Below are 26,144 nucleotides of genomic sequence, written 5' to 3'. Positions count from 1 at the left end.
CATCTTCTTGTGGCTGCGCCCGAACAGCTACATGTCACCGTACCGCTCGCGCAGCTCCTTCTTGTTGATCTTGCCGACGCTCGTCTTGGGAATGCTGTCGATGAACAGGATCGTCTCGGGGATCCCGTATTTGGAGATGATGCCCTTGTCGGCGAACACCTTGAGATGGTCCTTGATGGCGGTGTCGGTGACGCCATTCGCATCGGACGCCTTCTTGACCACGAGCGCCATCGGCCGCTCGCCCCATTTGGCGTCCTTCACGCCGATGACGGCGGCCTCCGCGACGCCGGCGCATTGCGAGATCAGATCCTCGATCTGCAGCGACGAGACCCACTCGCCGCCGGTCTTGATCACGTCCTTGATGCGGTCGGTGATGTGGACGTAGCCGTCCGGGCCCACCACGGCGATGTCGCTGGTGTGCAGATAACCCCCGGCCCACAGTTGCTCCGAACCTTCAGGATTGTCGAAGTAGCCCTGCGTAAGCCAGGGCGAGCGCAGCACGATCTCACCGGCGGACTTGCCGTCATGCGGCACGTCGTTCATGTCGGGGTCGACGATGCGCAGATCCACCAGTGGCCCCGCCATGCCGGCTCTGCTGCGGAAATCGACCTCGCCGTCAGGATCGCCAGTGAGATCCTTCGACCGGACATGGGAAACCGCCGCAAGCGGGCCGGTCTCCGACATCCCGTAGCCTGCGAAGATGTCGATGCCTGCGGTAAGCGCCTGCTTGGCCAGCGCTTTCGGCAGGGCTGAACCGCCGATCACCATCTTCAGACCGCGCAGGTCGACCTTGGCCGCGGCGGCGGCGTTGAGCAGCATCTGCAGGATCGTCGGGACGCCATGGGTGAAGGTGACGCCCTCGCTCTTGATCAGCTTGACCAGCATCGCTGGCTCGTAACGACCGGGATAGACCTGCTTGGCACCGGCAAGCGTCGCCGACCAGGGAAAGCCCCAGGCATGGACATGAAACATCGGGGTGATCGGCATGTAGACGTCGTCACGCGAGAACCGGCCCTGCTGACCCGCGATACCGAATAGCGCCAGTCCGCAGATCGTATGCAGCACGAGCTGCCGATGGCTGTAGTAGACGCCTTTGGGCAGACCAGTCGTGCCCGTCGTATAGAAAGTGGTCGCCTGGGTGTTCTCGTCGAAGTCCGGAAAGTCGTAGTCGGGCGAGGCCGCGGCAAGCAGGTTTTCATACTCGCCGATGAAGGAGAGGTTGCCGGTCTGTGGCGCAGGCTGATCCGACATCACGATCAGCCGCTTCACCTTCGGCAATTGGGCTTTCATGCCTTCGAGCAATTCGACGAATTCGTCGTTGACGAGCAGCGTTGAGGCCCCCGCGTGATTGATCGTGTAGGCGATCTGCTCGGGCGACAGGCGGACATTCACCGTTTGCAGCACCGCGCCCATCATCGGGATTGCAAAGAAAGCCTCGAGAAACCGGTTACTGTCCCAGTCGAGCACGCCGACGGTATCGCCCGGCGCGATACCGGCCTTGGCAAGAGCCGATGCGAGGCGGCCGATGCGCTCCCTGATCTGGCGATAGGTGAAGCGCTTCAGGTCGCGGTAGACGACCTCCTGGTCGGGCGCCTGCAAGCGCGGCGTGTGCCACAATTGCTTGAAAATCAAAGGGTATTGATAAGCAGATTTGGTGGCCTGGATCAGCCTTCCCACCATGACGGCCTCCCTCGAATTGTCTTCCTCCGGCCGTTTCGGCGTCCGCCATTCTAGGTGAGCGGATCGCCTGACCTGCCTCGCACCGCACAACGCCAGTCCCAAGCCTCGCGCGCAGCCTGGTCCTTGTGAAGGTCCGAAACGGACGAACAGCGGGTCCAAGCCGGACAAGTTGCCTCTTATCAGGCACCGGGTCTTGAAAAAAACTGCTGCATTTTACGCCCAAAGCGAGCCGCAGCCCAGCGGCCTGAGCCTACGCGCGATCGAAAAAATGTTATCCTGGCCCGACGACAAGTGACAGAAGCTTCGAACCGTGTGTTTTTAAAGGGCAGGTTCAGTTGCGCGACTCCAAGCAGCCCGGGAGGTCCCCCGCTTTGCGTTCCGTTTCGAGCAGCGCAAGGGAAAGGCCGATCGTTGGATTGGATGAGCGTGTTTACGAATCGACAAAACTCGCCGCGCTGTTCGACATACTCGTCGACCAGGGCTGCCCAGCCGGCGACGTGCTGAGAAACGTCAACCTGACCGCGGACGAGGTGCACTCTCCAAGGTCGAGGATTTCGCTCGCGGATTTGATGACCGCCTGCAAGAACGCAATTCGGCTCTCAAGCGACCCGCATCTGCCATACCGCATCGGTACATCAATCCACATCTCCACTTACGGCATGTACGGCTTCGCCATTCTTTGCTGCCCCGACTTTCGCAAGGCGATGGCTTTTGCCGAACTTTACCACGCGCTCGCGACGCCGCTGGCGACGATCGAATTCACCGAGGAGGACGGGGTCGCGACCTGGACCATCGAGCCCAATGCGCGCACCGCAACCGATCCGAAGGTCTACCGCTTCGTCACCGAGATGCAGATCGGCATTCACATATCGCTGATGCGGGACATCATGGGCCCCTCGTTCACTCCTGATCAGATCAGCGTCGCCTATCCGGAAGCTCATGACTTCGGCCTGCCAGCGGACCAGATCGGATGTCGTCTAAGCTTCGCAAGCAGGACCAACCGGATCATTTTCCGGTCGGCATGGCTGGATCAAGCAGCAAATCTCGGCAACAAGACGACGTACCCGGCGGTCGTGGCGCTCTGCGACGACCTGCTCAACGATCTGAAATCGCGAATTGGAATAGCCGGGGAGATTCGCGCCCTCCTGCTCCGGGATATCGCCAACCCTCCCACCCTCGCTGCCATCGCAAAGCTGCTTGAAATGAGCGATCGCTCGTTGCGACGTCAGCTGCGGGAGCAAGGCATCTCCTTCCGCGGCCTGCTGGATGAACTTCGAATGCAGATCGCGCTGAAATACCTGCGCACAACAAGGCTCGCGAACGAGGATATTGCGCTGGCGCTCGGGTTCAGTGATGCCGCAAATTTCCGCCGCGCTTTTCGGCGCTGGACCAACAAGTCACCCAGCAAGATCAGGGAGGAGTAGTCAAATCACTCTGATCCGCGTCATTCCACCTACAACTACGAGCCTTATTCACAAACCCGGGCAGGCACGACGGCCCGCCGCCCCGCCTCATCGACGAATTGGCCAAGACCGGTTATACATGAAGCGAGAGGATCCGCGTTTGAGGCCGCAATATTGCCTATTGCAGCAGGGACATCCAAGCAGCGGGAAGCATCACCGGTTTTGATAGACAATCGATAGACGGCTCTTCTTTCGCAACACGGTGGCGGCCCATGCTGCGCGACGACTCGAGATGGGACGGAAATTCATCAACCGAAACATAAAGAGCGGCTAACCCGGTCATGAGCTAAGTGGAGTCAGGCACGAACATGCCGACCTCTGATGACGAAATTCAGGGCAGGTCCGACGCCCCAAGTGACGGACAAGAAAAGAGCACGCGCACCCCGACGCGCACGCCTTCCATTATCGTCGGCACCGTTGCAGCCGCCGTCGTCGCGCTTTCCGTCTTCTATCTGTTGCGACCTGAACCACTGCTGGTGCAGGGCGAGGTCGACGCGACACGGCTCGACATCGCCGCGCGCGTCGACGGACGGGTCAAGGAGATACCCGTGGAACGTGGCCAGAACGTTCCGGCAAACGCCGTCCTCGTACGGATCGATAATCCTGAAACCGTGGCCAAACACGAGCAAATGAGGACGGCAGCCGCAGTTGCGGAAGCCCAACTCGCCAATGTACTCGTCGGAACGCGGGTGGAAACCATTGCCGCGCGGAAAGCGGAAATGGAGCGCGCGCAGGCGGCTCTGGTGCTGGCGCAGAAGACTTTCGACCGCACTCATACATTGACCGAGCAAGGCAATGCGCCGCAAGCCCGCCTGGACCAGGTGACTGATACGCTGCACGAAAGCGAGCGGGCGGTCGATCAGGCCAAATCGGCCTATGAGCAGGCCGTCAATGGCTACACAAAAGAGGAACGGGCGATTGCCAAGTCCAACCTCGAAAAGGCCAATGCCGATATCCAGAGCGTTCAATCGATCATCGATCAACTCGTGGTCTATGCCCCGGTCGCCTCGCAGGTCTATCAGCGCAATGTGGAGCCGGGCGAATATGTGTCTCCGGGCGTTCCGCTCGTCACCCTGATCGATTTGGCCGATGTCTGGGTCCATTTCGATCTTCGCGAAGATCTGGTGAAGGGCCTGAAGGTCGGCGATCGATTTGACGTGCACGTTCCGGCTCTTGATGACCGCCGTGTAACCGTCGAAGTCAAGCTTATTGCAACCAAGGGCGAATATGCGAGTTGGCGGGCCACGCGCGCTTCGGGCGATTTCGACCTGCGGACGTTTTCGATCCGCGCCTACCCGATCCAGCCGGTGCCCGAGCTGCGACCGGGAATGAGCGCCTATCTCGACTGGCGATCACGGCAATGAGGCTGGCGTCGAAACCCGGATTTCTGCTGGTTGCGCGGCGCGAGTGCCATTGGCTGTTTCACGATCGGGTGGCGCTGCTGTTGATCTTCGGCGTGCCTCTCTTTGCGTTCGTGGTTCTCACGACCGTGTTCAGCCATCCGGTCATCCGGGGGCTCGGCGTGACGGTCGTTGACGAAGACAGGTCGGATGCTTCGCGTGCTCTGGTGGAATACGTCGCGGCGTCTCCGAGCCTGCATATCGTCGACCGCTCCGGCACGCTGTCCACAGCCGTGCGGGACATCCGGTCCGGCAAGGCAATCTCCGCGATCTACATTCCGACCGATTTCGAGCGCGACCTGAAGGCCGAACGCCGCCCGCAGGTCGTAGGCTTCTATAACCAGCAGTTCCTGACCCCGTCCGGCATTGCATCCTCTGGCCTGAACGACGCGCTATCCGCTGCGGCGGCAGCGGCTGCCCCCGCAAAGCGCGCCGCCCCCGCGCCGGCCTCCATCGGAACGATGACCGGGGAGACCATCGCGCTTGTCAATCCGCAAAAGAACTATGCGCAGTTCCTGCTGCGCGCGCTGCTGCCGACGATCATCCATGTGGTGATCACGCTCGCCGCCGGCTATTCCGTCGGATCCGAATTCCGCCGTCGCGACGGGCGGGCCTGGCTCGAAAGCGCCGGTGGCGACCCGGTGGTCGCGCTGGCCGGCAAGCTCGCGCCGCTGTTCGGCATCTTCTTCATGGTCATGTTGGTCGAGCCGCTGTTCCTGGAGGGCGTGCTGCAAATTCCCTTCAGGGGAGACTTGCCGCTGATGATCGCCGCGGCCTCCCTGCTGATCATTGCCTATCTGTCCCTGGGCGCCCTGCTGCAGCTCCTGGTCGGCGACCTGGCCACGGGGCTCGGACTTGCGGGCCTCATCGCCTCTCCTGCATTCGGCTACGCCGGCGTCGGGTTTCCGACCATCGGCATGAATGCGTTCGCGCAAGGCTGGAGCGCTATCCTGCCGCTGCGCTGGTACATGGCTGTCTTGCTGGGACAGGCGGCGCGCGGATTGCCGGTCTCGGATTCCGCCCTTCCCTTCGCGGCGCTCGCGGGCCTGACGGTGCTCTTTGCCGGCCTCGCATTGCTGCGCATGGCGAGCGTCACGCGAAAGGGCTGGTTTGAGACGGCGCGACCGGCCGAGCCGCCCGAAGCGGAGGAACCGCCGCGAGGCGTCGGCGGCGCCTTCAAGGCAGAGTGGCGGCGCGTGCTCGGGATGCGAAGTGCCTTCAGCCTCTTGTTCCTGGCTCCCCTGGTTTACGGCATTTATTATCCGCAGCCTTATCTGAACCAGATCCTTCGCAAGCTTCCCATCGCGGTCGTCGACAACGATCTGAGCGATCTCAGCCGCCAGGTCGTCGAGACGCTGGATGCGAGTGGAGCATTGAGCGTCGTGGTTCGCACCCGCACGCTTGCCGAAGCGCGCACCGCGATCGATCGCGGGCAGGCTTTTGCGGCCGTCGAAATCCCGCCCAACACCGAGCGCGATGTGCTCAAGGGCATCACCGCCCACATCCCGATCTACGCGGATGCGACCTACCTCTTCATATTCAGATCCAGCGCCAGCGGGGTCGCCACGGCCATCGGAGCGCTGACATCCGAACTCGTTTCGCGAGGCGCGCGCTCGGACGGAAGCCTTGTCAAGGCGAAGCTGGCGAGCTCGAGCCCGGCCGACGTTCTGCTGCAGCCGATCTTCAATCCGGTGGGCGGTTATGCGAGCTACGTCGTCCCGGCGGCGTTCATCCTGATCCTGCAGCAAACCCTCCTGATCGGCGCGGCCATGTTGACCGGCACTGCGCTGGCGGCGGGGGGCGGAGCGTTTGCCGGCGTGCTCGGCCGCGGCGTCGCCCACCTGACCATCTACCTTCCGGCGCTTGCGCTTTATGTCATCGTGCTGCCGCGCATCTACGGCTTTTCGACACTCGGCCATCTTCCACAAATCTTCGCGCTTGCGAGTGTCTTTCTCCTTGCGACGAGCTTCATGGGGCAGGCCGTCGGGGCCTGGTTCACGCGACCGGAGAACGCGACCATCCTCCTCCTGGCAACCAGCCTGCCTCAGTTCTTCATGGCCGGCTTTGCGTGGCCGCGCGAGGCAATCCCCGATGTCGCCCTCGCATTCGGTCGGATTTTCCCCGCCGATTCCGCGATCGATGGCCTCGTGCGCGTCAACCAGCTTGGTGCCAGCATTTGGGAGGTCGCCCATGACTGGCTCGCACTGTGGTGCCTGGCCGTCGCCTATTTCGTGCTCGCCGTGATCTCGGCGTTTGCGGTCAAGAGAGGACGGCAACATGCGCAAAGCTAGGCGTGCCGCCATCGTTGCGATCCCGCTCGTGCTGGTCGCGGCTGCCTTGGTCTATTCCGGGCGTCGATCCGCATCGGCGACCACGATTGTTGGCGTCGTGCGGGCGACCGAAGTCAGGGTGGAGCCGGAGGTGAACGGCCAACTCATGTCGATTGAGGTCGACAAAGGCGCGCATGTGCACGCCGGCGACGTCCTGGCGCGACTCTCCGCGGTGGAGTTGACGGCGCAGGCGGACCAGGCGCGTGCCGCGCTCGCCTCGGCCACCGCGACCCGCAACAATGTCTATGCCGGTGTCCGTCGTGAACAGGTCGACTCACTGAAAGCTGCGATCGCCAAGGCGAGCGCCCGCCTCGACTATGTGCAGGCACAACTGACAAGGACCAGCACGCTGGCGCGGCAGAGCTTTGAGTCCCAGCAGGCGCTCGACCAGGCCGAAAACGACGTTGCAAGCGCGCGCGCCGACGTGGCGGAGGCCCAAGCGAATTATGATGCGGCCGTGGCGGGCCCGACCCGGGAGGAACGCGCGATCGCCGACGCCCAGGTGCAGGCCGCGGCCGCCGCGGTGGCCGTGCTCGAGCGCCGTCTTGAAAAGATGGTCCTGCGTGCTCCGGCCGACGGTGTGGTCAGCGTTATCGCCGCAGAGGTGGGCGAGAATGTTCGCCCGGGTCAACCGGTCCTGATGGTCGAGGCCGCAGGCAGGCAATGGCTCTCGTTCAACGTGCGCGAAGACCATCTCGGTGGCCTCACGATGGGAAAGACGGTGAGCGTGACGCGGAACGGTCCCGACGGCGCGGTCAAATCGGTCGTCACCGAGCTGCGACCGCTCGGGGTCTTTGCCACCTGGCAGGCCGAGCGAGTTATTGGCGATCATGACCGCAGTACGCTGCGCTTGCGCCTCGACCCACAGGAGGCCGCGGCAGGCCTTGAACCGGGAATGACTGTTTGGATCCAGCCTTAACAAGCAAAACGCTGAGGGTCCGGCAGAACGCCGACGCTTCCGACAACCATAAACATCCGGCTACCGGCGCCGCCGACGGCTCCCGCAAGTTGGCGCGCCATGCTCTGGCGCGCCACAGACCCGGCTCGGAATTACAGACCTGGCTCGGAATTAGAGTGCCGCCGCCATCATGTCGGCGTGCGCCGGATAGTCGACGTAGCCTCGCCCGTCGCCGCCGTAGAACGTCGAGCGGTCATAGCGGTTTAGCGGCAACTTGCGCCGCAGCCGTTCGGGCAGATCAGGGTTCGAGATAAAGTGTCGACCGAACGCCACGAGATCCGCGTCGCCTTCCGCGACGATGGCCGCGGCACTTTCTCCCGTGAAACCGCCCGCCGCGATCAGCGTGCGGCTGAATTTCTGCCGTAGATGCTGGGCGGCGATTGGAGCCTGGCCCTTGGCAACATCCTCGGTGCCCTTGATGCGCGGCTCGACCACGTGAAGATAGGCGATGCCCAGACGATCGAGCTGGCCTGCCACATAGCCGAAAGTCGCGGCCGGATCGCTGTCCGACATCGAGCCATAGGTGCTGCTCGGCGAGAGGCGCACGCCGACACGATCGGCCCCCCAGACGGAGATCGCAGCCTGCGTGATCTCCAGCAGGAAGCGCGCACGGTTTTCGATGGGACCACCGTATTCATCCGTGCGCTTGTTGGTGCCGTCCTGCAGGAACTGATCGGGCAGGTAGCCGTTCGCGCCGTGAATCTCGACGCCATCGAAACCGGCGCGTAGTGCACGCGCGGCGCCAGCGCGAAACTCCTCGATAATTCCTGGAATCTCTTCCAGCGCGAGCGCACGTGGCATCGAGAACGGGACTTCACCTCGCCGGGCATAGGCGTAGCCTTCTGCCGCGATCGCGGATGGCGCGACCGGCGGCTCGCCATTCGGCTGCAGATCGGTGTGTGACTGACGGCCGACATGCCACAGCTGCAGGAAAATCCGGCCGCCCCTGGCATGAACCGCATCGGTGACGCGGCGCCATCCTTCAATCTGACGGTCCGAATAGATGCCGGGCGCGCCGGCATAGCCGTAGCCACGGATCGACACCGGCGTTGCCTCGGAAACGATCAGGCCCCCCTTCGATGCGCGCTGCGAATAATACTCGACCATCAGGTCGCTCGGAATGTCGCCCGGATCGGACCGCATCCGCGTCAGCGGCGCCATCACGACACGGTGGGACAGTTGATAGGGTCCAATGTTGACTGGCGAGAACAGGGTGCTCATGGTTGTTTCCTTCGGTTTTGGATGACGACGGCCGATGGTCGCTGGATGTGGCGCCCCATCGGCCGTCTCTCGGGAAGTGCGATGGGGATCGCAATCGCGCTTCCTGTTTTCTTCCACTCTCAGACGCCCACAGCGGTCGCCGGCTGCAACACCGGGATCATGTCTTCCGGCTCGGGCCTGTGGGTGTAATCGGGGTTCACTTCGGAATAGAGGATCGTACCGTCCTGGCCGATCACGTAGCGGGCCGGCATCGGCAGGGTCCAGCTCGGATCGTCGTTGAAGGTCGGCAGATCGTTCTTGAGGCTCTTGTAGAGCTCGATCAGATAGTCGGGCAGCTCGAAGCGCAGGCCGAACGCCGCGCCGACCTTGCCCTTCGCATCCGACAGGATCGGAAAGCTCAGCTTGTTCTGACGTACCGACTTGCGGCTGTTCGGCGCGGTCTGCGGCGAGATCGCAAGCAGCGAGGCGCCATACTTGTCGAAGGCGGGCTTGGCGGCCTCCAGCGCCTGCAACTCCATGTTACAGTATGGGCACCACACGCCGCGATAGAAGCTGACGACGAGCGGGCCTTTTTTCAAAAGCTCGTCCGAGCTGACGATGTTGCCCTCGGGGTCCTTCAGCGAGAACGATGGCGCCACGTCGCCGGCTTTCCTGGCGCGCTGCGCAGCACCCGAGGCGACAAGCTCGGCGGTGGCGCGATGCATGGTCTCGATAACAGAATGAGGAACATTGTAGGGCGGCTTGCCGGCTTCGAAATCGGCCTTGAACGCGTCGAGTTTGGCTTGCAATGACATGGTCGACTCCCTCTGGGTTTCGCGTGGGCTTGCGGATCGAGCTCACGCGACAGAACCTAAAGGAGGCCGCCATGGAGGGTAGCGAGGCCGACGGACTAGGCCCTATTCCGCTTGGGAATAGGGGCTTCAGCAGCCGCGGCAAATGACCAGCTTTCGATCGAGTTCGACATCGAGATACTGCTGCTGGCGTTCCCAGGCCGATAGAACGTCGTCCTGGGGGACGTCGGCCCTTCCAGGCTGCCGATGACCGGTCGGCGCGAGCCAGGGCGAATGCGAGGTTAGAACGGCTGGATTGTTTTGATCGGACGCTGCAGCAGGCGAAAGCAGACCGAACAGCGCAGCGCCGGCAACAAGCGCCGCGGCGACGCGTGCAGAATGATTCTTGCTCGAGGTGGACATGGCGTGACACTCCTTGTCGCGGGCTCAGGATGAGCAAAGCCGCTTATGGGGTCAGCCTACTCAGCGCTCCCGAACACTGAATGCCGGATAGGATCGAAAAGCTGCTCGTTCGTCTCATCTGCGGTGGAAACGGCGTCGCCTCGATCAGCTCGCTGTCACGGATTAAAGCTGCGTTCAAAGAAATCAACAAAAGCCCGCGCTTTCGCAGTCGCCGCGCGCCCGGTCGGGAATACCGCCCACAGATCGAGAGGTGGAAGGCTCCATTCCGTCAGCACCGCGCGCACTGCGCCCGAGCGCAGCTCCGGGCTGAACATCCATTCGGATGAAATGGTGAGCCCTGCATGGGCAAGCACCGCGGCTCTGACGCCTTCGGCCGCGGTCACCTTGAGCCTGCTTTGGACCTTGACCGCAGCTTCAGAGCTGTCGCGCCGGAACGACCACACGCTGCCTTCGCCTTGCAGATAAACAACAGCCTGATGCTTGCTGAGATCGGCTGGTGTTGCCGGGCTGCCCGCGCGCTCGAAGTAGGCGGGCGTTCCCAATACCAGTCGCTTGCATCGACCGATGCGGCGAACCGTCATCGTCGAGTCCAGCATCTTTCCCATCCGCAACGCCAGATCGATGCCCTCCTGCACGAGGTCGATCTGGCGGTCATCGAGCACGACTTCCAGATCGAGGTCCGGGTGTTGCGCGAGGAATAGCGGCAACAGCGGAATGAGATGAATGCGAGCAAATGTGACGGCGGCGCAAACACGCAGCCGTCCCTTCAGCCCGGTGCCGGCGCCGCGCGCGGCGAGCTCGGCCTCGTCAGCCTCCTCGATTGCGCGCTTGGCGCGTTCAAAATAACCGAGTCCCGCCTCGGTCGGCGTCAGTCCGCGTGTTGAGCGCGTGAGCAGCTTGACGCCCAGATAGTTTTCAAGCTGCGCCACCGTCTTGGACACCGCGGGCTGCCCAACACGAAGCTGCCGTGCGGCACCGGAAAAGGACCCGGTCTCGACCACCCGGATGAAGGTCTCCATCGAAGCCAGGCGATCCATCGTTATTCTCCTTATTCTTCCCGGGAATGAGCGATATTGCCGGCTCCTGTCTGCCACGACGGAAGAAAATTGGCCATCTGTTCTCCCGACCCAAGCGCCTGCCTGGGCCAGGACGGAGACGATCGATGACCCCCTACAGACTATCTTATGCGGACCGCTACAACGCAACGCCATCTGCATTCCGCTCCGGACGCCGCGCGAAAAGCGCTGTCGCTGGGGCGGTACGCACGCTCAATCTTGCCGTTGCCGATGCCCTCTATGCCTACGCTGTGACAGGCAGCGCGTTCGCAACCCTATTGATGCTCACCATGCCCCATCTGGAGTTGTTCGCGCGCTGCATCTTCCATGGGAAAGGGTGAACCGGCGGCGAGATCGGTTGGCCTTGTCGGGACAAAAACGGAAGCTGATACAAGCGACCGGTTACATCGAGGTCCTCGCCCTTCCGTTCGCCGGCAATGCCGTGGACCCTCAACCCTTTGCTGGATTCGCGTCGCCCGAAACCGCCAAACCGGAAAAGACATCCCGGCCGGACGGCTCCTGCATCCGGCGCCACTGCGCTGGAGTGACACCCATGTGGCTCTTGAACGCGCGCTGGAAGGCCGCCTCCGATTGATACCCCACCGCTTCCGCCACCGCGCCTGTGGAAAGAGAAGATTTCTTCAGTTCGTTTGCCGCGAGCGTCATGCGGATGTCGGTGAGAAGATCGCTGGCCGAGCGCCCGAGCTTCTCCTGGAATTGGCGCGCGAGGGTTGCCCGCGACATGTTGCATATTTGCGCAAGCTCGGGCAGCGACCATGGGCGAGCCGGCTCATTGAACAGAGCGGCCACAGCCGGTGCAAGGCGCGGATGACCAGCCAAAGCAAGGAGCCCACGCGGCGCGCCTTCGGTCTCGCTGGCGAGCCGCAGCACAAGCGTGAACATTGCCGTCGATAGCGCGTTCAGCATCGCGCGACCGCCCAGGTGATTGTCGGCCGTTTCGTTGCGCATCAGGGCGACGAGACCTGCCAGTTGTGGGGCAGGATCGCTTTGCGTTTGCCCGGCGACGGTGCCGGCATGCACGACCAGGCGCGGCGGAAGATAGCTGCGCAAAAGCCGGTCGTGCGGGGGCGCGATCGCGAAGTGTCCGCACAACAGATCGAGCCGTTCGTCCGAACCGAGATTTTCGCTGATCGTGAAGTTGAAGGACGCGCGGTTGCGGGCCGGCAGGGGCGCGGCCCCGCTGCCGTCGTGCATCACGTGCCGCTGATTACCCGGCAGCAAAAGAATGTCGCCGGCGTTGAGCTGCAGGGGACGGCCGCCTGCGGGATTCTCCAGGAGAGCAGAGCCGGAAAGCACGGCGTGGTAGGGAATTTCGTTCGCCTCGCCCGGCCCTTGGTCGATGCGCCAGGGCGCGCCGTAGGAGCAGCGCAGATCGAGGCGCCCGCGCACCGGCATCATCTCGAACAATCGACTGAGCCAATCCATGAGAGGGGATACGAACATCCGTTCTTTGAGACGATTGAGTATATAAAAACGCCATACCAACATTCAACGTCTCGGGTTCTGAAGTGGCGCGCAGTGCCGATCGCGGCGCTGTGCACGACGGCTTTCGTTCACGCCGCCAACAGCTGCAGGCGAGTACTGCCGGGCCGACCTCATCCGGAGTGATCTCCCGCAGCTTCGAACGTCTCGAGCAGTGTCGATGGACATCTTCTGGACGCGATGGCGATCGCTTCCGGAATCCCCGGCTGCCGCCGGCCAATAGATCGGCCTGCGCGCCAACGGCTCTGAACGCGAAGCCTGACGCTCATCGCCCAACGCCGCCGCAGCAGGGCTCTCCTTCCACTCGCAAGCTGGGACAATCCGTCCTCTTTGAGACGATGGAGCATGCAATCGATATTTCAAGACATTCAGTGTCTCACAATCAGTCCGTACATTCACTCCGCAATCGTTGCTCAACCCGAACCAAGGAGTGTCACCATGTCCCGCCTTTCAGTCCCGAACCTCGAATCCGATGCCGGTCCGTCGGGCCAGGTCTATGCTCAGATCAAGAAGGCGATCGGCAGCGTGCCGAAAACCTTCGCGGCCATCGCCGCCCACGGCCCTGCCGCGCTCAAGTCAGTCCTCGCCGCCGACGCAGTTCTCGCTGCGGGCACGCTGACCAAGCGCGATCAGGAGGTAATCAAGCTCGTCATCAGCGCCGCCGGCGGCTGCGACTACTGTGTCGCCGCGCACAGCTATCTTGCGCAGCTGGCCGGCGTGAAGCCGGACGCGCTCAAGCAGGTCCGCGAAGGCCAGCCCACGGGCGATGCGAAGCGCGATGCGCTGGTTCGCTTCGTCCGCAAGATCGCGCAATCCAGCGGCACGGTGAGCGACGAGGATTTCGCCGCGATCAAGGCCGCGGGCTACAGCGACGCCCAGCTGGTCGAGATCAGCCTGGCGTTTGCGACCACCGTCTTCACCAACGTCTTCAACCGCATCAACGACACCGAGATCGACTTCCCCGCAGTCGCGTGAAGCGACCGCGCCGCGTCACATCTCGAACATGAAAGGATCACGACCATGACCACGCTTTCCACCACCGCCCAAAATCCACTTGTGCGCGCGCTGCACAGATCCGGCCTGCTCGCGGAGGATCTCGACTACCACGTCGTGCGCGCCTCGATGGTGATCATGTTCCTCTTCTTCGGCTACCAGAAGTGGTTTCCGTATGAGTTCGAAAGACTGGTCCCGTTCATCAGCAACGGGCCGCTGATCTGGTGGCTGTATCCGGTGTTTGGCCATGCCGGCGCCAGCTACTTCCTCGGCGCCTCGGAGTGGACCTTCGGGTCGCTGCTGCTCGCAGGGTTCTGGGACAAGCGGCTCGGCGTTCTTGGCGCCCTCGGCTCGACCGGCACCTTCATCGCGACGGTCACCATCATTCCGTTCATGCCGGAGGGCTGGGACGTCGCCGCGGGAGGTTTCCCCGCGATGACGGGTAACGTGCCCTTCCTGATGAAGGACGTCGTTCTGCTTGCGGTCTCGCTCTACCTCCTGAGGCAGGACGTGGTCCGCCTGACGCGCCGATAAGGTGCCACTCTGCTGAATGCGATGCATCGCCGGCGAACTTCCCGTTCGCCGGCGATTGTCGTTTGGTCAGCCTTGCGAACGAGGATCGGGCGTGAGAATGCGCTGCCGGCTGTTCGGTCCTTGCTAGCGTGCTCAATGAAGACGCAATGCCCATGGACGTCTCATCCCAAAGGCAGGCCATCGGAATCCGCAAGGCGGTCGTGCCTCAGTGTTGCGTGTGAGAACGATCCCGCCACGCGAGCCAAGGCTCCGACTTCCAGTCGTGCACGAAACAACCCACCGGCATTTCGCCAAAAGTCCGATCGCAGCCCGGCAGGCGGTCGAAATGCATCTCAGCGAGCAAGGGCGCGAAATGGTCAGGATAATGCGCGACGATGACCCAGAACTGCAGATCCTGCTCGGTCGCCCAATGCACCAAATGGCATATTTGAAGAGCATTCATTGCGGGGCTGGCCTCGCGGCGATCCCCTTCCGGCAGGGTAAACCTCGACATCAGGGAGACGCCATTCACGCCACGAAGCGGGCGGCTTAGTGATCGCCGGACTGCGGAGACGATCGGATCCCTGCCGGCAGTCACATCGTCCACGCGATCCATCTCGAGAATCAGCGTGACGCCGCAGACCGAGCCATTTGGCCGGCGGGCCACGAACATCCGGGCAGCAGGATGACCGGACCAGAGATCAAACATCTCTTTCTCCTCAGGCGGCAAGCCGGCGTCGCGCAAGCGCGAGATCCCATCCCTATCTGTCGCGATGGCTGGCCCGATGGAAACGCTTCCCAGCGCGCCGAAGTCGAAATACCGCTTCATGACGGCAGAGCTGCGTTCGAGGAATTGCAGCTCCATGGCGGTTTGAGAGTCGTGCCGGCCGTCGCGGAGTTGTCGCAGAAGACAGCGGTTAAGCGCGCCATCCAGCTCCCGAGAGCCTTCCGGATCCCGCCACCGCAGATCCTCGTCGACCACATCGCGGACGAGATCGTGCGGCGAAAGTCCCCTCGCCCCGAGGTTCATGTAACACTGCTCGCTCAGCCAGTCGAACAAGACCGACGCCAGGGGCGGATCGACGACATCCGCCAACAGCGCCACGGTTGTCGTGCGGGCTCGGGCCGCTACCTCCAGAGCTCTTCTGTGGAGAGGTGTCGGAGCATCAGATACGCAACGCTTCACCAATTCTCTCACCACGTCGTGGCCGAGGCTCGAAGGAATTCTCCCGTGCTTCTGCATTTCGGCAGCGAGCAGCACCAGTGCGAGCGGATGGCCGTGCGAGAGCTCGAGTATCGCTTCATGCGCCGCCTTGCCGACCGCATGCCCTTCCAGCAGAAGTGATGATTCTTCGCGGGAAAGCGAGCTCAATCGGATGCTGCGCATCGCCTCCGACCACAGCGGATGAGCCGTCCAAAACGTGTCAGGCGCATTTCGTCCGGCTACGACAATCCTGACCTCGCCCGGCAACGCCGGCAACAACTTCTCTCTCACCCATCCGCTCGCCTCTCCCATGGCGTCGAAGGAATCGATCAACAGCAACCGGCAATCCGAACGCGTCATTGCGGGACCGATATCCTGCAACGTAACCGTCGTCTCGGTAAGTGCGAGGTCCTCGGCAATCGCTGCTAGCATTGCGGTTGGTGTGGGAGCGAGCGCGGAGGCATCGATGGCTGCGCAGACGATGCCTGCGCGCGTTGCGTCACCCTTCAAGCGTTCCAGAAGCGTGGTCTTGCCTATCCCGCCCGGTCCATGAATAAAGCACAGCTGGATGCCACCCGGTTCCGCCGCAAGCGCGTGGCCGAGTTCGGCCAGTTCGAAATCTCTGCCGACAAAGCGCTTCTCCGCCCTGGCGCGCAGGCGATTTCCGATATTGTCGCCAGCATTTCGAGAGCTGACCTGATCGGGCACCAAAATGTAGCCGCGCCGCGGCAACGTCCTCAAGGCCGCGCGGCCGACGTCACCCAAGGCTCTGCGGATATCTCCGATCGCCTGGACGAGCGAGTCTTCGGTCACGACGCAGTCGGCCCAGACCTCCTCAAGCAGCTCATTCTTTTCCACGAGCCGACCGGCTCGCTGCGCCAGGAATCTTAGAACCAGCCAGGCCCGCGGTCGTAGCGGCATGACGGTTCCCTGGCGGTCCAACAGGACATCGCGGCTAAGGTCCACGATCCGGTCACCAAGCGACACGGTCTGACCGGATTTACCCAAGCCATCACTGCGCGAGGTTTCGGAAAATTTCGGGAGCCTTTCGGGACTTCTGTCCGGTCCTGCTTCTACCTTGGCCCTGTCGATACGTTCGGTTGGCATCTGACCTTGCTCCGCGGTTCCGATCGCCAGCCTCAGCCAGTTTCTATCATGACGTATCGGTCAAGATATCTCGCGGACAACCACAACCGCAACCACTCGACCGGCACGCCTCGTCCGTGAATGCGGTTTTACGCAAAGGTTTAGGGAAATGCCTGGCTCGCTTCGCATTGCAATAGTCGGTGGCGGCATCGGGGGGCTAGCTGCCGCGCTCGCGCTTCGGAAGCGGGGCCTCGATGTAAGCGTCTTCGAGCAAGCCGAGGTCCTGAGGGAGATCGGAGCCGGGGTCTCAATCCACCCGAATGCGGCACGGTTGCTGAGACGTGTTGGTCTCGAGGACCAACTTCAGAAGATCGGCTCGCCGATCAGCGGCATCGCGCTGCGCACGTCGCAGGGCAAGGCGATCGCTACTCCGGAGGGGCCCGCAATGCCCGCGTTTTCCGGAGGCGATCAGGGGTACAACGTCCATCGCGCCGACTTCTTGAATCTGCTTTTTGGTGCACTGCCAAAAGGGACAGTCACGCTCGGTCATCGCTGCATCCAGCTTAGGGAGGAAGCCGACCGGGTCCGTCTTTCCTTCGCGAACGGCGCTTCGGCAGAGGCCGACGTCGTGATTGGGGCCGACGGAATACGTTCCGTCATCCAACGAGGAATCGGCCTGCAAAGTCGCCCGACCAGCGAAGGCATCATGGCTTACCGGGGACTGATCCCCGCCGAGCGGCTTTCATGGGCAAGCGACCTCAAGGACCCTACGCTTTGGCTGGGATTCGGCCGGAGCTTCCTGCTTTATCCTGTGGCTCGGGGGCGATTGATCAACATGGTCGCATTCGTTCCTACCGACACGGATTCAGAGGAATCGTGGTCTGCGCCGGGCGAGTTGAAGGCGCTGGGGGCCGAATATGCCGGTTGGGACCAGCCCGTTCAGGACACCATCAGCGCGCTCGAAGAAACGTATCGCTGGGGCATCTATGATCGCGCCCCGCTGCCGTACTGGTCGACCAAGCGCATCACGCTCATGGGCGATGCAGCACACCCCATGGTTCCCCACGTCGGCCAGGGAGCAGGTCAATCGATCGAAGACGGCTTTACGCTTGCGGTTCTTCTGGAGGGGTGCACCACCAAAGAGGTCGCGGACCGTCTCAAGCTCTATGAGACGATCAGGCTCGAGCGGACCAGCAAGGTCCAGGCGCTCGCGCGCGCGGCCGGCAAGCTCTATCGATCCGAGCACGATTCGGCTGCGGAGAAGGCCGAGCGTTTTGGCGAATGGATCGCGCAGGGGACGTGGGTCTTCAAGCACGATGCGGAAAGAGCCGCTGCGGATGCTCTTTCCGAGTCCGGTCGCTGAGGACGGAGCCGCCGCGCGATCGCCCCGGCCAAAGCCTCGATTGCGCGCAGACGCGCGGTTATCAACCAAAGGGGAGAAACATGGCTGAGGTGCCAGCTTTCGGAAGCAGATGGTGGATCGTATTCGGCGCGACGCTGTCGATGCTGGTCGCTCAGGGACCGGTCATTCTCTACACGCTCGGCCTGTTCATCAAACCGTTGAACCAGGATTTCGGCTGGGATCGTGCCAGCATCTCCGCCGCCGGCGGTCTTGCCGCAATATCGTCCGCGATCGCTGTCCCGTTCGTTGGTTGGCTGATCGATCGATGGGGCATCCGGACCATTCTGCTTCCGGTCGTCGTCCTGTCGGCCTCCAGCATCGCACTCATCGCCCTGACGCCAAATTCGGTCGTCGCATTCATGCTTTTCTTTGCGATTGCCGGTTTCCTGGGGTCGGGCCAGGGGCCGCTCGGTTACGCGAAGTGCGTTTCCGCCTGGTTCGACGATCGGCGCGGCCTGGCCTTGGGCATAACGATGAGCGGGATCGGCCTTGGAGCCGCGTTGGTCCCGCAATATGCCCAATGGCTTATCGGCAGCTTTGGCTGGCGCACGGCCTATGTCGGGCTTGGCCTGCTCACCCTGATGATCGCGTTTCCGGCCGTGTTTCTGTTCATCAGCGAGCCTATCAACGAAAAGGCCGCCGATCGCGCCCCCACCGCGCCTTCTGCAATTTCTCCGGCTCGGCTACCCGATCTGGAGGTACGAGAGGCACTCGCAGGCCGCCGGTTCTGGCTTATCGCAGTCGCTCTGCTGCTCGTCTCGACCGTGACTCAAGGTATGGTCGTGCATACCGTACCTCTGTTGACGGACAAGGGTTACTCACCCGAGACCGCCGCGGCCCTCATGATCGCTGTCGGCCTCTCAACCATGGCTGGCCGCCTGTTATCGGGATATCTTGTCGACAGGATTTTCGCGCCGTTCGTCGCGACCTTCTTCTTCCTGTTGCCGTGCCTTGGAATATACCTGCTCGATAGCGCCCTCTCTCCCGTCGCGGGCATCATCAGCCTTGGCCTGGCATCCGGTACCGAAATTGACATGATCGGTTTCCTCACGTCGCGGTATTTCGGAATGAAGCGCTTCGGCCAGTTATACGGCTACCTGTTCGCCAGCTTCGTCGTTGGCTCGGCGTTTGGACCGTACCTGATGGGCCTGGCTTTTGAGCGGCTGCATTCCTATGAGCCTGCCCTTTGGTCATTTGGCGTGTTCATGCTGCTCGCAAGCGCCGTGATACTCTGTCTCGGTCCGTATCGCTATCCGGTCGAAGACAAGACGAGCGTAAACGGCGCGCAGCCCGTCGATATCCCAGCGACCGAGCGGGCATAAAGCAGGCCGGCGGCCCCGGCCGCAAGATCGGGAGCCGCGCAACAGGCTTTCAGCGGTTGTGCGCTTTTCCGACGCGCTTCGACTCCTTGCCGAACACCATCTCGTCAACCAGACGCCAATACGCTTCGACAATTTTCGGATCCTCGGAGGATAATCCGCTCGTCGCCTGCATTTCAGGTCCAAACTCCGAGAGCGTCGCGGTAAGGCTAACCATCATGTAGTGGAAAAGAATGGGATCAGCCGCCGGAAGGAGACCCTGTTTCTGAGCCTCCACGATCTGCGGCAGTAACCGCCCCAGAAGCGGAGCCAGGACCGTTTCCGCCACCCATTTCAGCCGCGGATTATTCGTCAAAGTTTCCTGGCGCATGAACCGATGAAATTCAGGAAACGCGACGGTATATCGGAAGAGAGTGTTGTATTCTCGGCGGAGCCGCGCCAGCGGTGACAAACCGGATTCTTCGGGCGCGGAAATATCCCACTCGGACCGTATCTGGGCGAAGGCATGCTCCGCCGCTGCCCGCCAGAGAATGTCCTTGCTGCGATAGTGATAGGTGATCAACGGATGTTGCAGGCCAAGCCGATCGGCGATGGCGCGAATGCTCGCTCCTTCGAATCCCCGTTCGGCAAATTCCGCAATGGCGGCATTGAGGATCGAGACTCGCGTCTCAATCGAGCGCTGTTGTTCGGCTCTCTTGCGCGGGCGCTCTCGCCGGGCAGTTTTCTTCGCCATTTCGCCTTCGATTAACATGGTTCCCGCCACGCAAAGTACGGAATGTCCCTTCAAGAGTCTATCACGGGCTGCCGCGTGACCGATTATCCAAAGCTATCGACGCTGCCGACGGAGCTCCTCGACTTGCACTCGCGTCGACTCTCGCTCGTCGGCAAGCCCGAAGTCATATTCGACCGTGTTGATGCCGTCCATCAGCCTGGGACGAATGACGAGAGATGGCTTGACCCCGAATACCGCATCGCTCCCCAGATATTCGTCCCCGTCCAGGAAAAGATGCGTGACAAGAGTGCGATATCCCGGCGCGCTGATCATGAAGTGAATATGTGCCGGCCGGAACGGATGGCGCCCCATCGCCGCAAGCAACTGGCCGGCGGGACCATCATCCGGAATCGGATAGCTTACAGGCAGGATGGTTCGGAATCTGAAGGTGCCAGCGGCGTCGCTGCGAAAGCTGCCCCGCAGATGCCCCTCCGGCTGATCCTTGTCCTGGACGTCGTAGAGTTGATTGGGCGCGGTCTGCCAGACCTCCACCAGCGCGTTCGCGATCGGCCGTCCCTCTGAGTCCGTAACGCGGCCACGCATCTCCAAGGGATCGGCCTCCTCTTCGCGCAGAAGAATGCTCTCGCCTGAAGCAAGCTCGCGCTGCTGTCCGGCATAGAACGGGCCCAGAACCGTCGATTCGCTCAGTCCCGGTCCCCCAACGTGATCGATGGCGTCGACCAGCATCGAAATCCCCAGAATGTCCGACAAGAGGATGAACTCCTGCCGGCTGTCCGAACACATCTTGCCGGCACGGGTCAGGAAGTCGATCGCCTGCCACCATTCATCATGCGTGATCTTTGCCTCGCGCACGATCGCATGGACGTGGCTGACAACCAACGACATGATCTCACGCAGCCTTTTGCTCTCGCCGTCCTTCATGCGAGCGATCACGTCGCGCGTCAGTTCGGGGAAGATCTCTTCTCTCGGATCATTGGCCGAGCCGGTCGATGTCATACTCATGTCCTCGGTCAGGAAGGTCGTCGCCCGTTATGAGCGTCGTCGGGGAGCTTCGCCGAATCTCACGCACGGGCCTTCGTCGCGCGGGCGAATTCCTCGATCATCGCCTCACGCATCGCAAACTTCTGAACCTTTCCGGTCACCGTAGACGGAAAGCTCTCCACGAAACGGATGTAGCGAGGGACCTTGTAATGCGAGATCCGATCCTGACAGAACCTGCGGACGCTCTCCTCGTCGAGGGTGGCATCGGATTTCGAAATGATCCAGGCGCAGAGCTCTTCGCCATACTTTGCGTCCGGCACGCCGAAAACCTGGACGTCCTGAATATCGGGATGCCGATACAGATACTCCTCGACTTCACGAGGATAGATGTTCTCGCCGCCGCGGATGACCATATCCTTGATCCGTCCGACAATGCGGCAATATCCATCGTCATCGATCGTCGCCAGATCACCCGTATGCATCCAGCCGGCCGAATCGACGGCCTCCTTTGTCCGTGCCTCGTCATTCCAGTAGCCGAGCATGACGGAATACCCCCTGGTGCACAGCTCGCCGGCCTCCCCGCGCGGCACGATCCGGCCGTGACGGTCGACAATCTTGACCTCGAGGTGTGGCTGTATCCGACCGACCGTCGAGACGCGCAGCTCGAGCGGATCGTCGCGGCTGCTCTGGAAGCTCACGGGACTGGTTTCGGTCATTCCATAGGCGATCGTTATTTCGCCCATGTGCATTGTCGACGCGACTTCCTTCATGACCTCGATCGGGCACGGCGCGCCCGCCATGATCCCTCGCCGGAGCGAGCGCAGATCGAAGCGCGAGAATTCGGGGTGGTTCAGCTGGGCGATGAACATCGTGGGGACGCCGTAGAGCACATCGCAACGCTCGGCCTCGATGGCCTCCAAGGTGCTCAACGGATCAAACGACTCGGATGGATAGACCATCGTCGCCGCGTGGGTGACGCAACCGAGATTGCCCATCACCATGCCAAAGCAGTGATACAGCGGCACCGGGATGCACACGCGGGAACCACGCTCGATTCCGGTCGCCTCGCCCACGAAGAAGGCATTGTTGATCAGATTGTGATGCGAGAGCGTTGCGCCCTTCGGCAATCCGGTAGTGCCGCTGGTGAACTGGATATTGACCGCGTCGTCCATCTGGATCGTGGCCGACAGGGCTTCGATTCGGCCGCTACCAGCTTGCTTGCCCTTCTCCAGGACCCAGTCGAATGACAGGCAGCCATCGTGTTGCCCTGCAATCGAGATGACGTGTCGCAGTTCCGGCAGGCGCGAACTATGCAGCTCGCCGCCTCCGTTTCCCAGCTCCGGGACAAGCTTGCGGATCATTGCGATATAGTCGCTGGTCTTGAAGCGAGCAGCGCTTATCAGCGCGCGACATCCGACGGCGCGCAGGACGTGCTCCAGCTCGCTCAGGCGATAGGCAGGATTGATGTTGACAAGGATCAGACCGGCTTTCGCCGTCGCGAACTGCGCGATCGTCCATTCCGCGCAGTTCGGGGACCAGATGCCGACCCGATCTCCGGGCTCCAGGCCGAGGGCCAGAAGCCCCGAGGCGAATGCGTCGGAACGCGACTTGAGCTCGGCGTAGGTCCAGCGAATCTTCTGGTGCTCAACGACCAGCGCTTCGCGAGACCCGTCAGCTGCGCTCACTTCGTCGAGAAGAGCACCAATGGTCTTTCCGATCAAGGGCGGTCCACTATTGCCATGCACGTAGCTTTCGCGCTGCACGAATACCTCCCGTCGATTTACGAAATCCTGGACAACCGCCGCTGCATGCCAACCTTGCACGGGCGGCTCATTTTCCTTCGAAGACGAGCGTTGGCGGCTCGATGTCCTTGTTGAAGGCATCCGCCGTGCTCGCGAAGCCGCGCTGGGCGTCGGCGCCGTGGTAGAGCTCCATCGCGACGTCGAGCATCATAAGATCGGCGGCGGCCACACCGCCGCTCGACCAAGCCTTGAGCAGAGTGCGCGTCGCGGCGTACGACCTGGTCGGCCCCGTCGCGAGCCGTTTGGTCAATGCGGCTGCGGTTGCCGAGAGCTCGTTCTCGGGCACCACATGCGTCGCAATTCCAAGCGCGCCGGCTTCACGTCCGGAAATCGGTTCACCCAGCATGGCAAACCGCGACGCGCGAGCCCGGCCGGCGCGCTCGGCGATCCGCTGCAGGGCGCCCGCGATCGGCAGCATCGCGGTCGTGACTTCAACGCAGCGAAAGGTCGCATTCTCGGCTGCGACGAGAAAGTCGCAGGCCAGCGCAAGTTCGAAGCCGCCGCCGAAAGCGATCCCCTGCACCACCGCCACCGTCGGTATCTTCAGCATTTCGATGGCGCGATAGGAGAAATTCACGTCCGCGACGAACGTCCTAAACCAGTTGATGTCCTTTCCAGGCCATTCGCGCACTTCGCCGCCGAAGCTGAAGTGCGGTCCCTCGGCGCGAACCACGAGCACGCGGATGTCGCTTTCGCTGGCCTGGTGCACGGCCACTCGCAAGGCTTCCGCGAAGCGCAGGTCGAGCCGGTTGAAGGGGGGATTGGCCAGCACAATGTTTCCGATGGCGCCGTCTCGTTCAAATCGGATCGTCGTCATTGCAATTCCTCCTCCTATATGCCGACGTCAGCCGGACGCTGATCGGTGGGGCCCGGAATGATGGGCAGCAGCAGATGCGACGGCCGCTCGGCATCCCGATAGATCTTGTGGGTGACCGTCGTACTGCTGCAGACGTGGTAGGGGATGTACTCGACGTTGGTCATCGCCCCGGTGCCGGTCGGGACATCCATGGATGTAATTTCGAGGCAAATGCGATGCCCCGCCTTGAACTGGTTCGCTGTGGCGAGGATCTGTATCTGGTACTCGACCACTTCGCCCGGCTTGACGGGAGCGATGGCGTCCTGTGTGAGCTTGTGGAACGGCTCCCAGGGCTTTGAACGCTTTTCGTCGAGCGCGCGATAGGACGCCTTCAGCCAGCCTCGCGTCAGTTCACGCTCGGGCAACGACGACGGCACATCCCGTTCGCCCTCGCGCGCGGTGCGAACCGAAACGTCAGGCCCGACGTCCTTGAGCACGATGATCCAATTGGTGTCGTCCTGGTCGATCGCCGCATGGAGCGTCAGGGTGATCGGGCCGGCGACGGTGACGTCATGCGGCAACGGATCGGTCATGTAGCGCAGGCGCTCGACCTTCGTCGTCCGCGTCACCGGCATCTGGGTGAAGACGTCCGGCTCGCGCGCCGCAGCGCCAACATCCGAAGTGGGTCGCGGCGGCTCGGTCGACAGGGTCTCCCAATGGGAAAGATAGTATTTCGTCCACTGGGTCTCCGGCAGCGGCCAATCCGTTCCGGTTCGCCACTCGTTGGCGCCCATGAGCCAGTAACGCACCGGCGGCTCATTCATGATGCCGGTGTCCTGCCCCTTCAGCCAATGGTCGTACCAGCGGATGATCTCGTCGTGGTATTGATGGAATGGCCGCTCCAGATGGGCCGGCCCGGTAAACAGCAGCTTCTTTGGCGCATCGACGTTCTGGAAATAGTGCTGCGCGCCGAGCCAATGAAGCTTGTAGCTGTAGGCATAGGCTCCCGAGCCCGTGTAGAACGGAATCTTGATTTTCCTGAAGATTTCTTCCGCGCGCTCGACCGTACCGTCGAACTCCCAGGGGTGCGTCATCATGAGATACATGACGAACGTGCGCTGCCCCTTTTGCGTGAGGATGTTGTAGAGGTTGATGTACTGCTTGTAGTCCGGATTGCGCATGGCACAGCGCCAGAGCTCTTCCTCGGCGGCGGGGAGTTCCGCGGGCCTGTCGCGGGACTCGTGAACCGTGCTGAAGACATCGAGCAGATACGGGAAGCTGTGCAAAACGCCACCCGGATTGAAGTCACGGAATCCGAACATGCCGCCATACGCACTGCACGCGTCGTAGGGAAAGATGGCCTTGAGCGCGGGATGTCCCTGGGCGGCAGCGCGCCATTGCTCACCGGCATAACCGGAGATGCCGACCATCCCGACCTTGCCGTTTGACCACGATTGCTGCGTGATCCATTCGATCAGATCGTAGTGGTCCGTGTCCTCGTGGCCGTAGTGCCCTTCCGACTTGGCGGAGCCCCTCGGCTGCGCGATCACATGAACATAGCCGTTGGCGATGAAGCGCCGTGTATCGCCCGCCTCTATCGGACCAAACCAGAGCGGGGCATGCGCCGGTTGCGGCGGCAAGATGTCCGCGATGTCGGGCCCCTGGATGTCCTTGTTGTGCAACGCGGACGCGTAGAGCACCGGATATTTGCCTGGCGCATCCGGGCGGTAGACGTCGACCGCAAGCCGCGTGCCGTCCCTCATGGCGACGCTGATGTCCCGCTCCTCGATCATCGTTTCACTCCAGCTTTTGGCGACGCGCGTGGTCGACTTTTGGCGATGGGCCGAGAAGGTGACGAACCATGCATCCTCCGCCCGACCAGGGGACTATGCCATTTTACTTTACGATCGTAAAGTATAATTTTCCGTCGTTCCGGGCCGCTGATGGGACGGCGTGTCCTACTGGCAGGACAATCGGTGCCGGCCTCCGCGATGCCACTGCGGCGCACAAGCTTTACGCAGCCTTCCCTGGCCAGCCCCTTATGGCAGCGAAGCCGAACGGATCAGCGAGCCGGTACGGCACTCGCAGTAGCCCCGCGGCCCTTCGAAAGACGATGGTCGAGACTGAGCGCGCCCGCACCGAAGGCCGCGATCTGGAGCAGGCCCCCCGCCATCATGACGTTCTTGAGGAAGTGGATCATCTGATTCTGGTCGGCGAAGTTGCTGTGGAACGACACCGCCGTCGCCAGCGAGAACAGCGCCAAGGCCATTGCGATCAGACGAGCCTGGTAGCCGGCGATCAGCAAGAGGCCGCCGCCGAGCTCAAGGACGACGGCTATGGCATAGGCCAGTGGCGGCAGCGGCAGGCCGACTGCGGCAATCTTCGCTGTGGTCGGACCGTAAGCCGCAAGCTTGCCGAGCCCGCTCATGGCGAACGGAAGCCCGATCAACAGGCGGCCCAGGAACGGAAGATAGCGGGTAGCGTCCATAACGTTTGTTCCTTCTGCTGGTGT

The 26,144-nt window shown here is 62.2% G+C and carries 22 protein-coding genes; 9 read left to right on the top strand and 13 right to left on the bottom strand.

Translation table 11 applies throughout. From position 1 onward, the window contains the following. Window positions 1-27 precede the first annotated feature (27 nt). A complete protein-coding gene (locus QOU61_RS08785) occupies window positions 28-1,680 on the bottom strand; it encodes a fatty acid--CoA ligase (RefSeq protein WP_289657717.1) in 1,653 nt (550 codons plus the stop codon). A 335-nt stretch (window positions 1,681-2,015) separates the two neighbouring features. On the opposite strand from QOU61_RS08785, the gene QOU61_RS08780 reads away from it, so the two are divergent. The 4 genes from QOU61_RS08780 to QOU61_RS08765 all read left to right on the top strand — a co-directional run bounded on the left by QOU61_RS08780 (window position 2,016) and on the right by QOU61_RS08765 (window position 7,792). Continuing rightward, window positions 2,016-3,104, top strand: coding sequence for an AraC family transcriptional regulator (locus QOU61_RS08780; RefSeq protein WP_289657716.1), 1,089 nt, complete (start codon window positions 2,016-2,018; stop codon window positions 3,102-3,104). Between the two features lie 347 nt (window positions 3,105-3,451). Continuing rightward, window positions 3,452-4,507 (top strand): HlyD family secretion protein, encoded by a 1,056-nt coding sequence (locus tag QOU61_RS08775; RefSeq protein WP_289657715.1) that lies wholly within the window; start codon window positions 3,452-3,454, stop codon window positions 4,505-4,507. Next, a complete protein-coding gene (locus QOU61_RS08770) occupies window positions 4,504-6,834 on the top strand; it encodes an ABC transporter permease (protein ID WP_289657714.1) in 2,331 nt (776 codons plus the stop codon). The genes QOU61_RS08775 and QOU61_RS08770 overlap by 4 nt, the downstream gene beginning before the upstream one ends. A gap of 28 nt (window positions 6,835-6,862) precedes the next feature. Beyond that, entirely contained in the window at window positions 6,863-7,792 is a 930-nt protein-coding gene (locus QOU61_RS08765; protein WP_289657713.1) for an HlyD family secretion protein, read from the top strand. Between the two features lie 150 nt (window positions 7,793-7,942). Here the strand turns inward: QOU61_RS08765 and QOU61_RS08760 are convergent, their stop codons facing one another. From QOU61_RS08760 to QOU61_RS08745, 4 genes are all read right to left on the bottom strand, one after another. After that, a complete protein-coding gene (locus tag QOU61_RS08760) occupies window positions 7,943-9,052 on the bottom strand; it encodes an alkene reductase (protein ID WP_502876902.1) in 1,110 nt (369 codons plus the stop codon). 119 nt (window positions 9,053-9,171) lie between these two features. Continuing rightward, window positions 9,172-9,846 carry a peroxiredoxin-like family protein gene (locus QOU61_RS08755; protein WP_289657711.1) on the bottom strand — a complete coding sequence of 225 codons (675 nt, stop codon included), beginning with the start codon at window positions 9,844-9,846 and terminating at the stop codon, window positions 9,172-9,174. 126 nt (window positions 9,847-9,972) lie between these two features. Then, the gene (locus QOU61_RS08750) at window positions 9,973-10,245 is read right to left on the bottom strand and encodes a hypothetical protein (RefSeq protein ID WP_289657710.1); all 273 of its coding nucleotides are present in this window, start codon (window positions 10,243-10,245) and stop codon (window positions 9,973-9,975) included. A 155-nt stretch (window positions 10,246-10,400) separates the two neighbouring features. Next, window positions 10,401-11,282, bottom strand: a complete 882-nt coding sequence (locus tag QOU61_RS08745) for a LysR family transcriptional regulator (RefSeq protein WP_289657709.1) — start codon at window positions 11,280-11,282, stop codon at window positions 10,401-10,403. A gap of 125 nt (window positions 11,283-11,407) precedes the next feature. Between QOU61_RS08745 and QOU61_RS08740 the strand changes: the two genes are divergently transcribed. After that, window positions 11,408-11,641: a hypothetical protein gene (locus tag QOU61_RS08740; protein ID WP_289657708.1), complete on the top strand. Its 234-nt coding sequence runs from the start codon at window positions 11,408-11,410 to the stop codon at window positions 11,639-11,641. A 109-nt stretch (window positions 11,642-11,750) separates the two neighbouring features. Here QOU61_RS08740 and QOU61_RS08735 read toward each other — a convergent pair whose 3' ends face one another. Continuing rightward, window positions 11,751-12,746, bottom strand: coding sequence for an AraC family transcriptional regulator (locus tag QOU61_RS08735; RefSeq protein ID WP_289661389.1), 996 nt, complete (start codon window positions 12,744-12,746; stop codon window positions 11,751-11,753). A 495-nt stretch (window positions 12,747-13,241) separates the two neighbouring features. Here QOU61_RS08735 and QOU61_RS08730 point away from each other — a divergent pair, with 495 nt between their 5' ends. Both QOU61_RS08730 and QOU61_RS08725 read left to right on the top strand, forming a co-directional pair. Beyond that, on the top strand, window positions 13,242-13,778 hold the full coding sequence (locus tag QOU61_RS08730) for a carboxymuconolactone decarboxylase family protein (RefSeq protein WP_289657707.1): 537 nt from the start codon (window positions 13,242-13,244) through the stop codon (window positions 13,776-13,778). A 45-nt stretch (window positions 13,779-13,823) separates the two neighbouring features. Continuing rightward, window positions 13,824-14,330: a YkgB family protein gene (locus QOU61_RS08725; RefSeq protein ID WP_289657706.1), complete on the top strand. Its 507-nt coding sequence runs from the start codon at window positions 13,824-13,826 to the stop codon at window positions 14,328-14,330. A gap of 205 nt (window positions 14,331-14,535) precedes the next feature. Here the strand turns inward: QOU61_RS08725 and QOU61_RS08720 are convergent, their stop codons facing one another. Then, window positions 14,536-16,620 carry a winged helix-turn-helix domain-containing protein gene (locus QOU61_RS08720; protein ID WP_289657705.1) on the bottom strand — a complete coding sequence of 695 codons (2,085 nt, stop codon included), beginning with the start codon at window positions 16,618-16,620 and terminating at the stop codon, window positions 14,536-14,538. Window positions 16,621-16,768: 148 nt separating this feature from the next. Between QOU61_RS08720 and QOU61_RS08715 the strand changes: the two genes are divergently transcribed. Beyond that, window positions 16,769-17,962: an FAD-dependent monooxygenase gene (locus QOU61_RS08715; RefSeq protein ID WP_289657704.1), complete on the top strand. Its 1,194-nt coding sequence runs from the start codon at window positions 16,769-16,771 to the stop codon at window positions 17,960-17,962. 80 nt (window positions 17,963-18,042) lie between these two features. Continuing rightward, window positions 18,043-19,323 (top strand): MFS transporter, encoded by a 1,281-nt coding sequence (locus QOU61_RS08710; protein WP_289657703.1) that lies wholly within the window; start codon window positions 18,043-18,045, stop codon window positions 19,321-19,323. Window positions 19,324-19,372: 49 nt separating this feature from the next. On the opposite strand, the gene QOU61_RS08705 is transcribed toward QOU61_RS08710, so the two are convergent. The 6 genes from QOU61_RS08705 to QOU61_RS08680 all read right to left on the bottom strand — a co-directional run bounded on the left by QOU61_RS08705 (window position 19,373) and on the right by QOU61_RS08680 (window position 26,120). Beyond that, the gene (locus QOU61_RS08705; protein ID WP_289657702.1) at window positions 19,373-20,053 is read right to left on the bottom strand and encodes a TetR/AcrR family transcriptional regulator; all 681 of its coding nucleotides are present in this window, start codon (window positions 20,051-20,053) and stop codon (window positions 19,373-19,375) included. 93 nt (window positions 20,054-20,146) lie between these two features. Further along, the gene (locus QOU61_RS08700) at window positions 20,147-21,049 is read right to left on the bottom strand and encodes a dioxygenase family protein (RefSeq protein WP_289657701.1); all 903 of its coding nucleotides are present in this window, start codon (window positions 21,047-21,049) and stop codon (window positions 20,147-20,149) included. Window positions 21,050-21,114: 65 nt separating this feature from the next. Then, the gene (locus QOU61_RS08695) at window positions 21,115-22,797 is read right to left on the bottom strand and encodes an AMP-binding protein (RefSeq protein WP_289657700.1); all 1,683 of its coding nucleotides are present in this window, start codon (window positions 22,795-22,797) and stop codon (window positions 21,115-21,117) included. A 67-nt stretch (window positions 22,798-22,864) separates the two neighbouring features. Next, the gene (locus QOU61_RS08690; protein ID WP_289657699.1) at window positions 22,865-23,653 is read right to left on the bottom strand and encodes an enoyl-CoA hydratase/isomerase family protein; all 789 of its coding nucleotides are present in this window, start codon (window positions 23,651-23,653) and stop codon (window positions 22,865-22,867) included. A gap of 14 nt (window positions 23,654-23,667) precedes the next feature. Further along, the gene (locus QOU61_RS08685; protein ID WP_289657698.1) at window positions 23,668-25,425 is read right to left on the bottom strand and encodes a CocE/NonD family hydrolase; all 1,758 of its coding nucleotides are present in this window, start codon (window positions 25,423-25,425) and stop codon (window positions 23,668-23,670) included. Window positions 25,426-25,694: 269 nt separating this feature from the next. Beyond that, a complete protein-coding gene (locus QOU61_RS08680) occupies window positions 25,695-26,120 on the bottom strand; it encodes a DoxX family protein (RefSeq protein WP_289657697.1) in 426 nt (141 codons plus the stop codon). Between the last annotated feature and the right edge of the window lie 24 nt (window positions 26,121-26,144).

This window comes from Bradyrhizobium sp. NP1 (assembly GCF_030378205.1).
Classification (GTDB): domain Bacteria; phylum Pseudomonadota; class Alphaproteobacteria; order Rhizobiales; family Xanthobacteraceae; genus Bradyrhizobium.
Note: the sequence above shows the minus strand (reverse complement) of the source record. Positions and strands in the feature narration are given on the sequence as shown.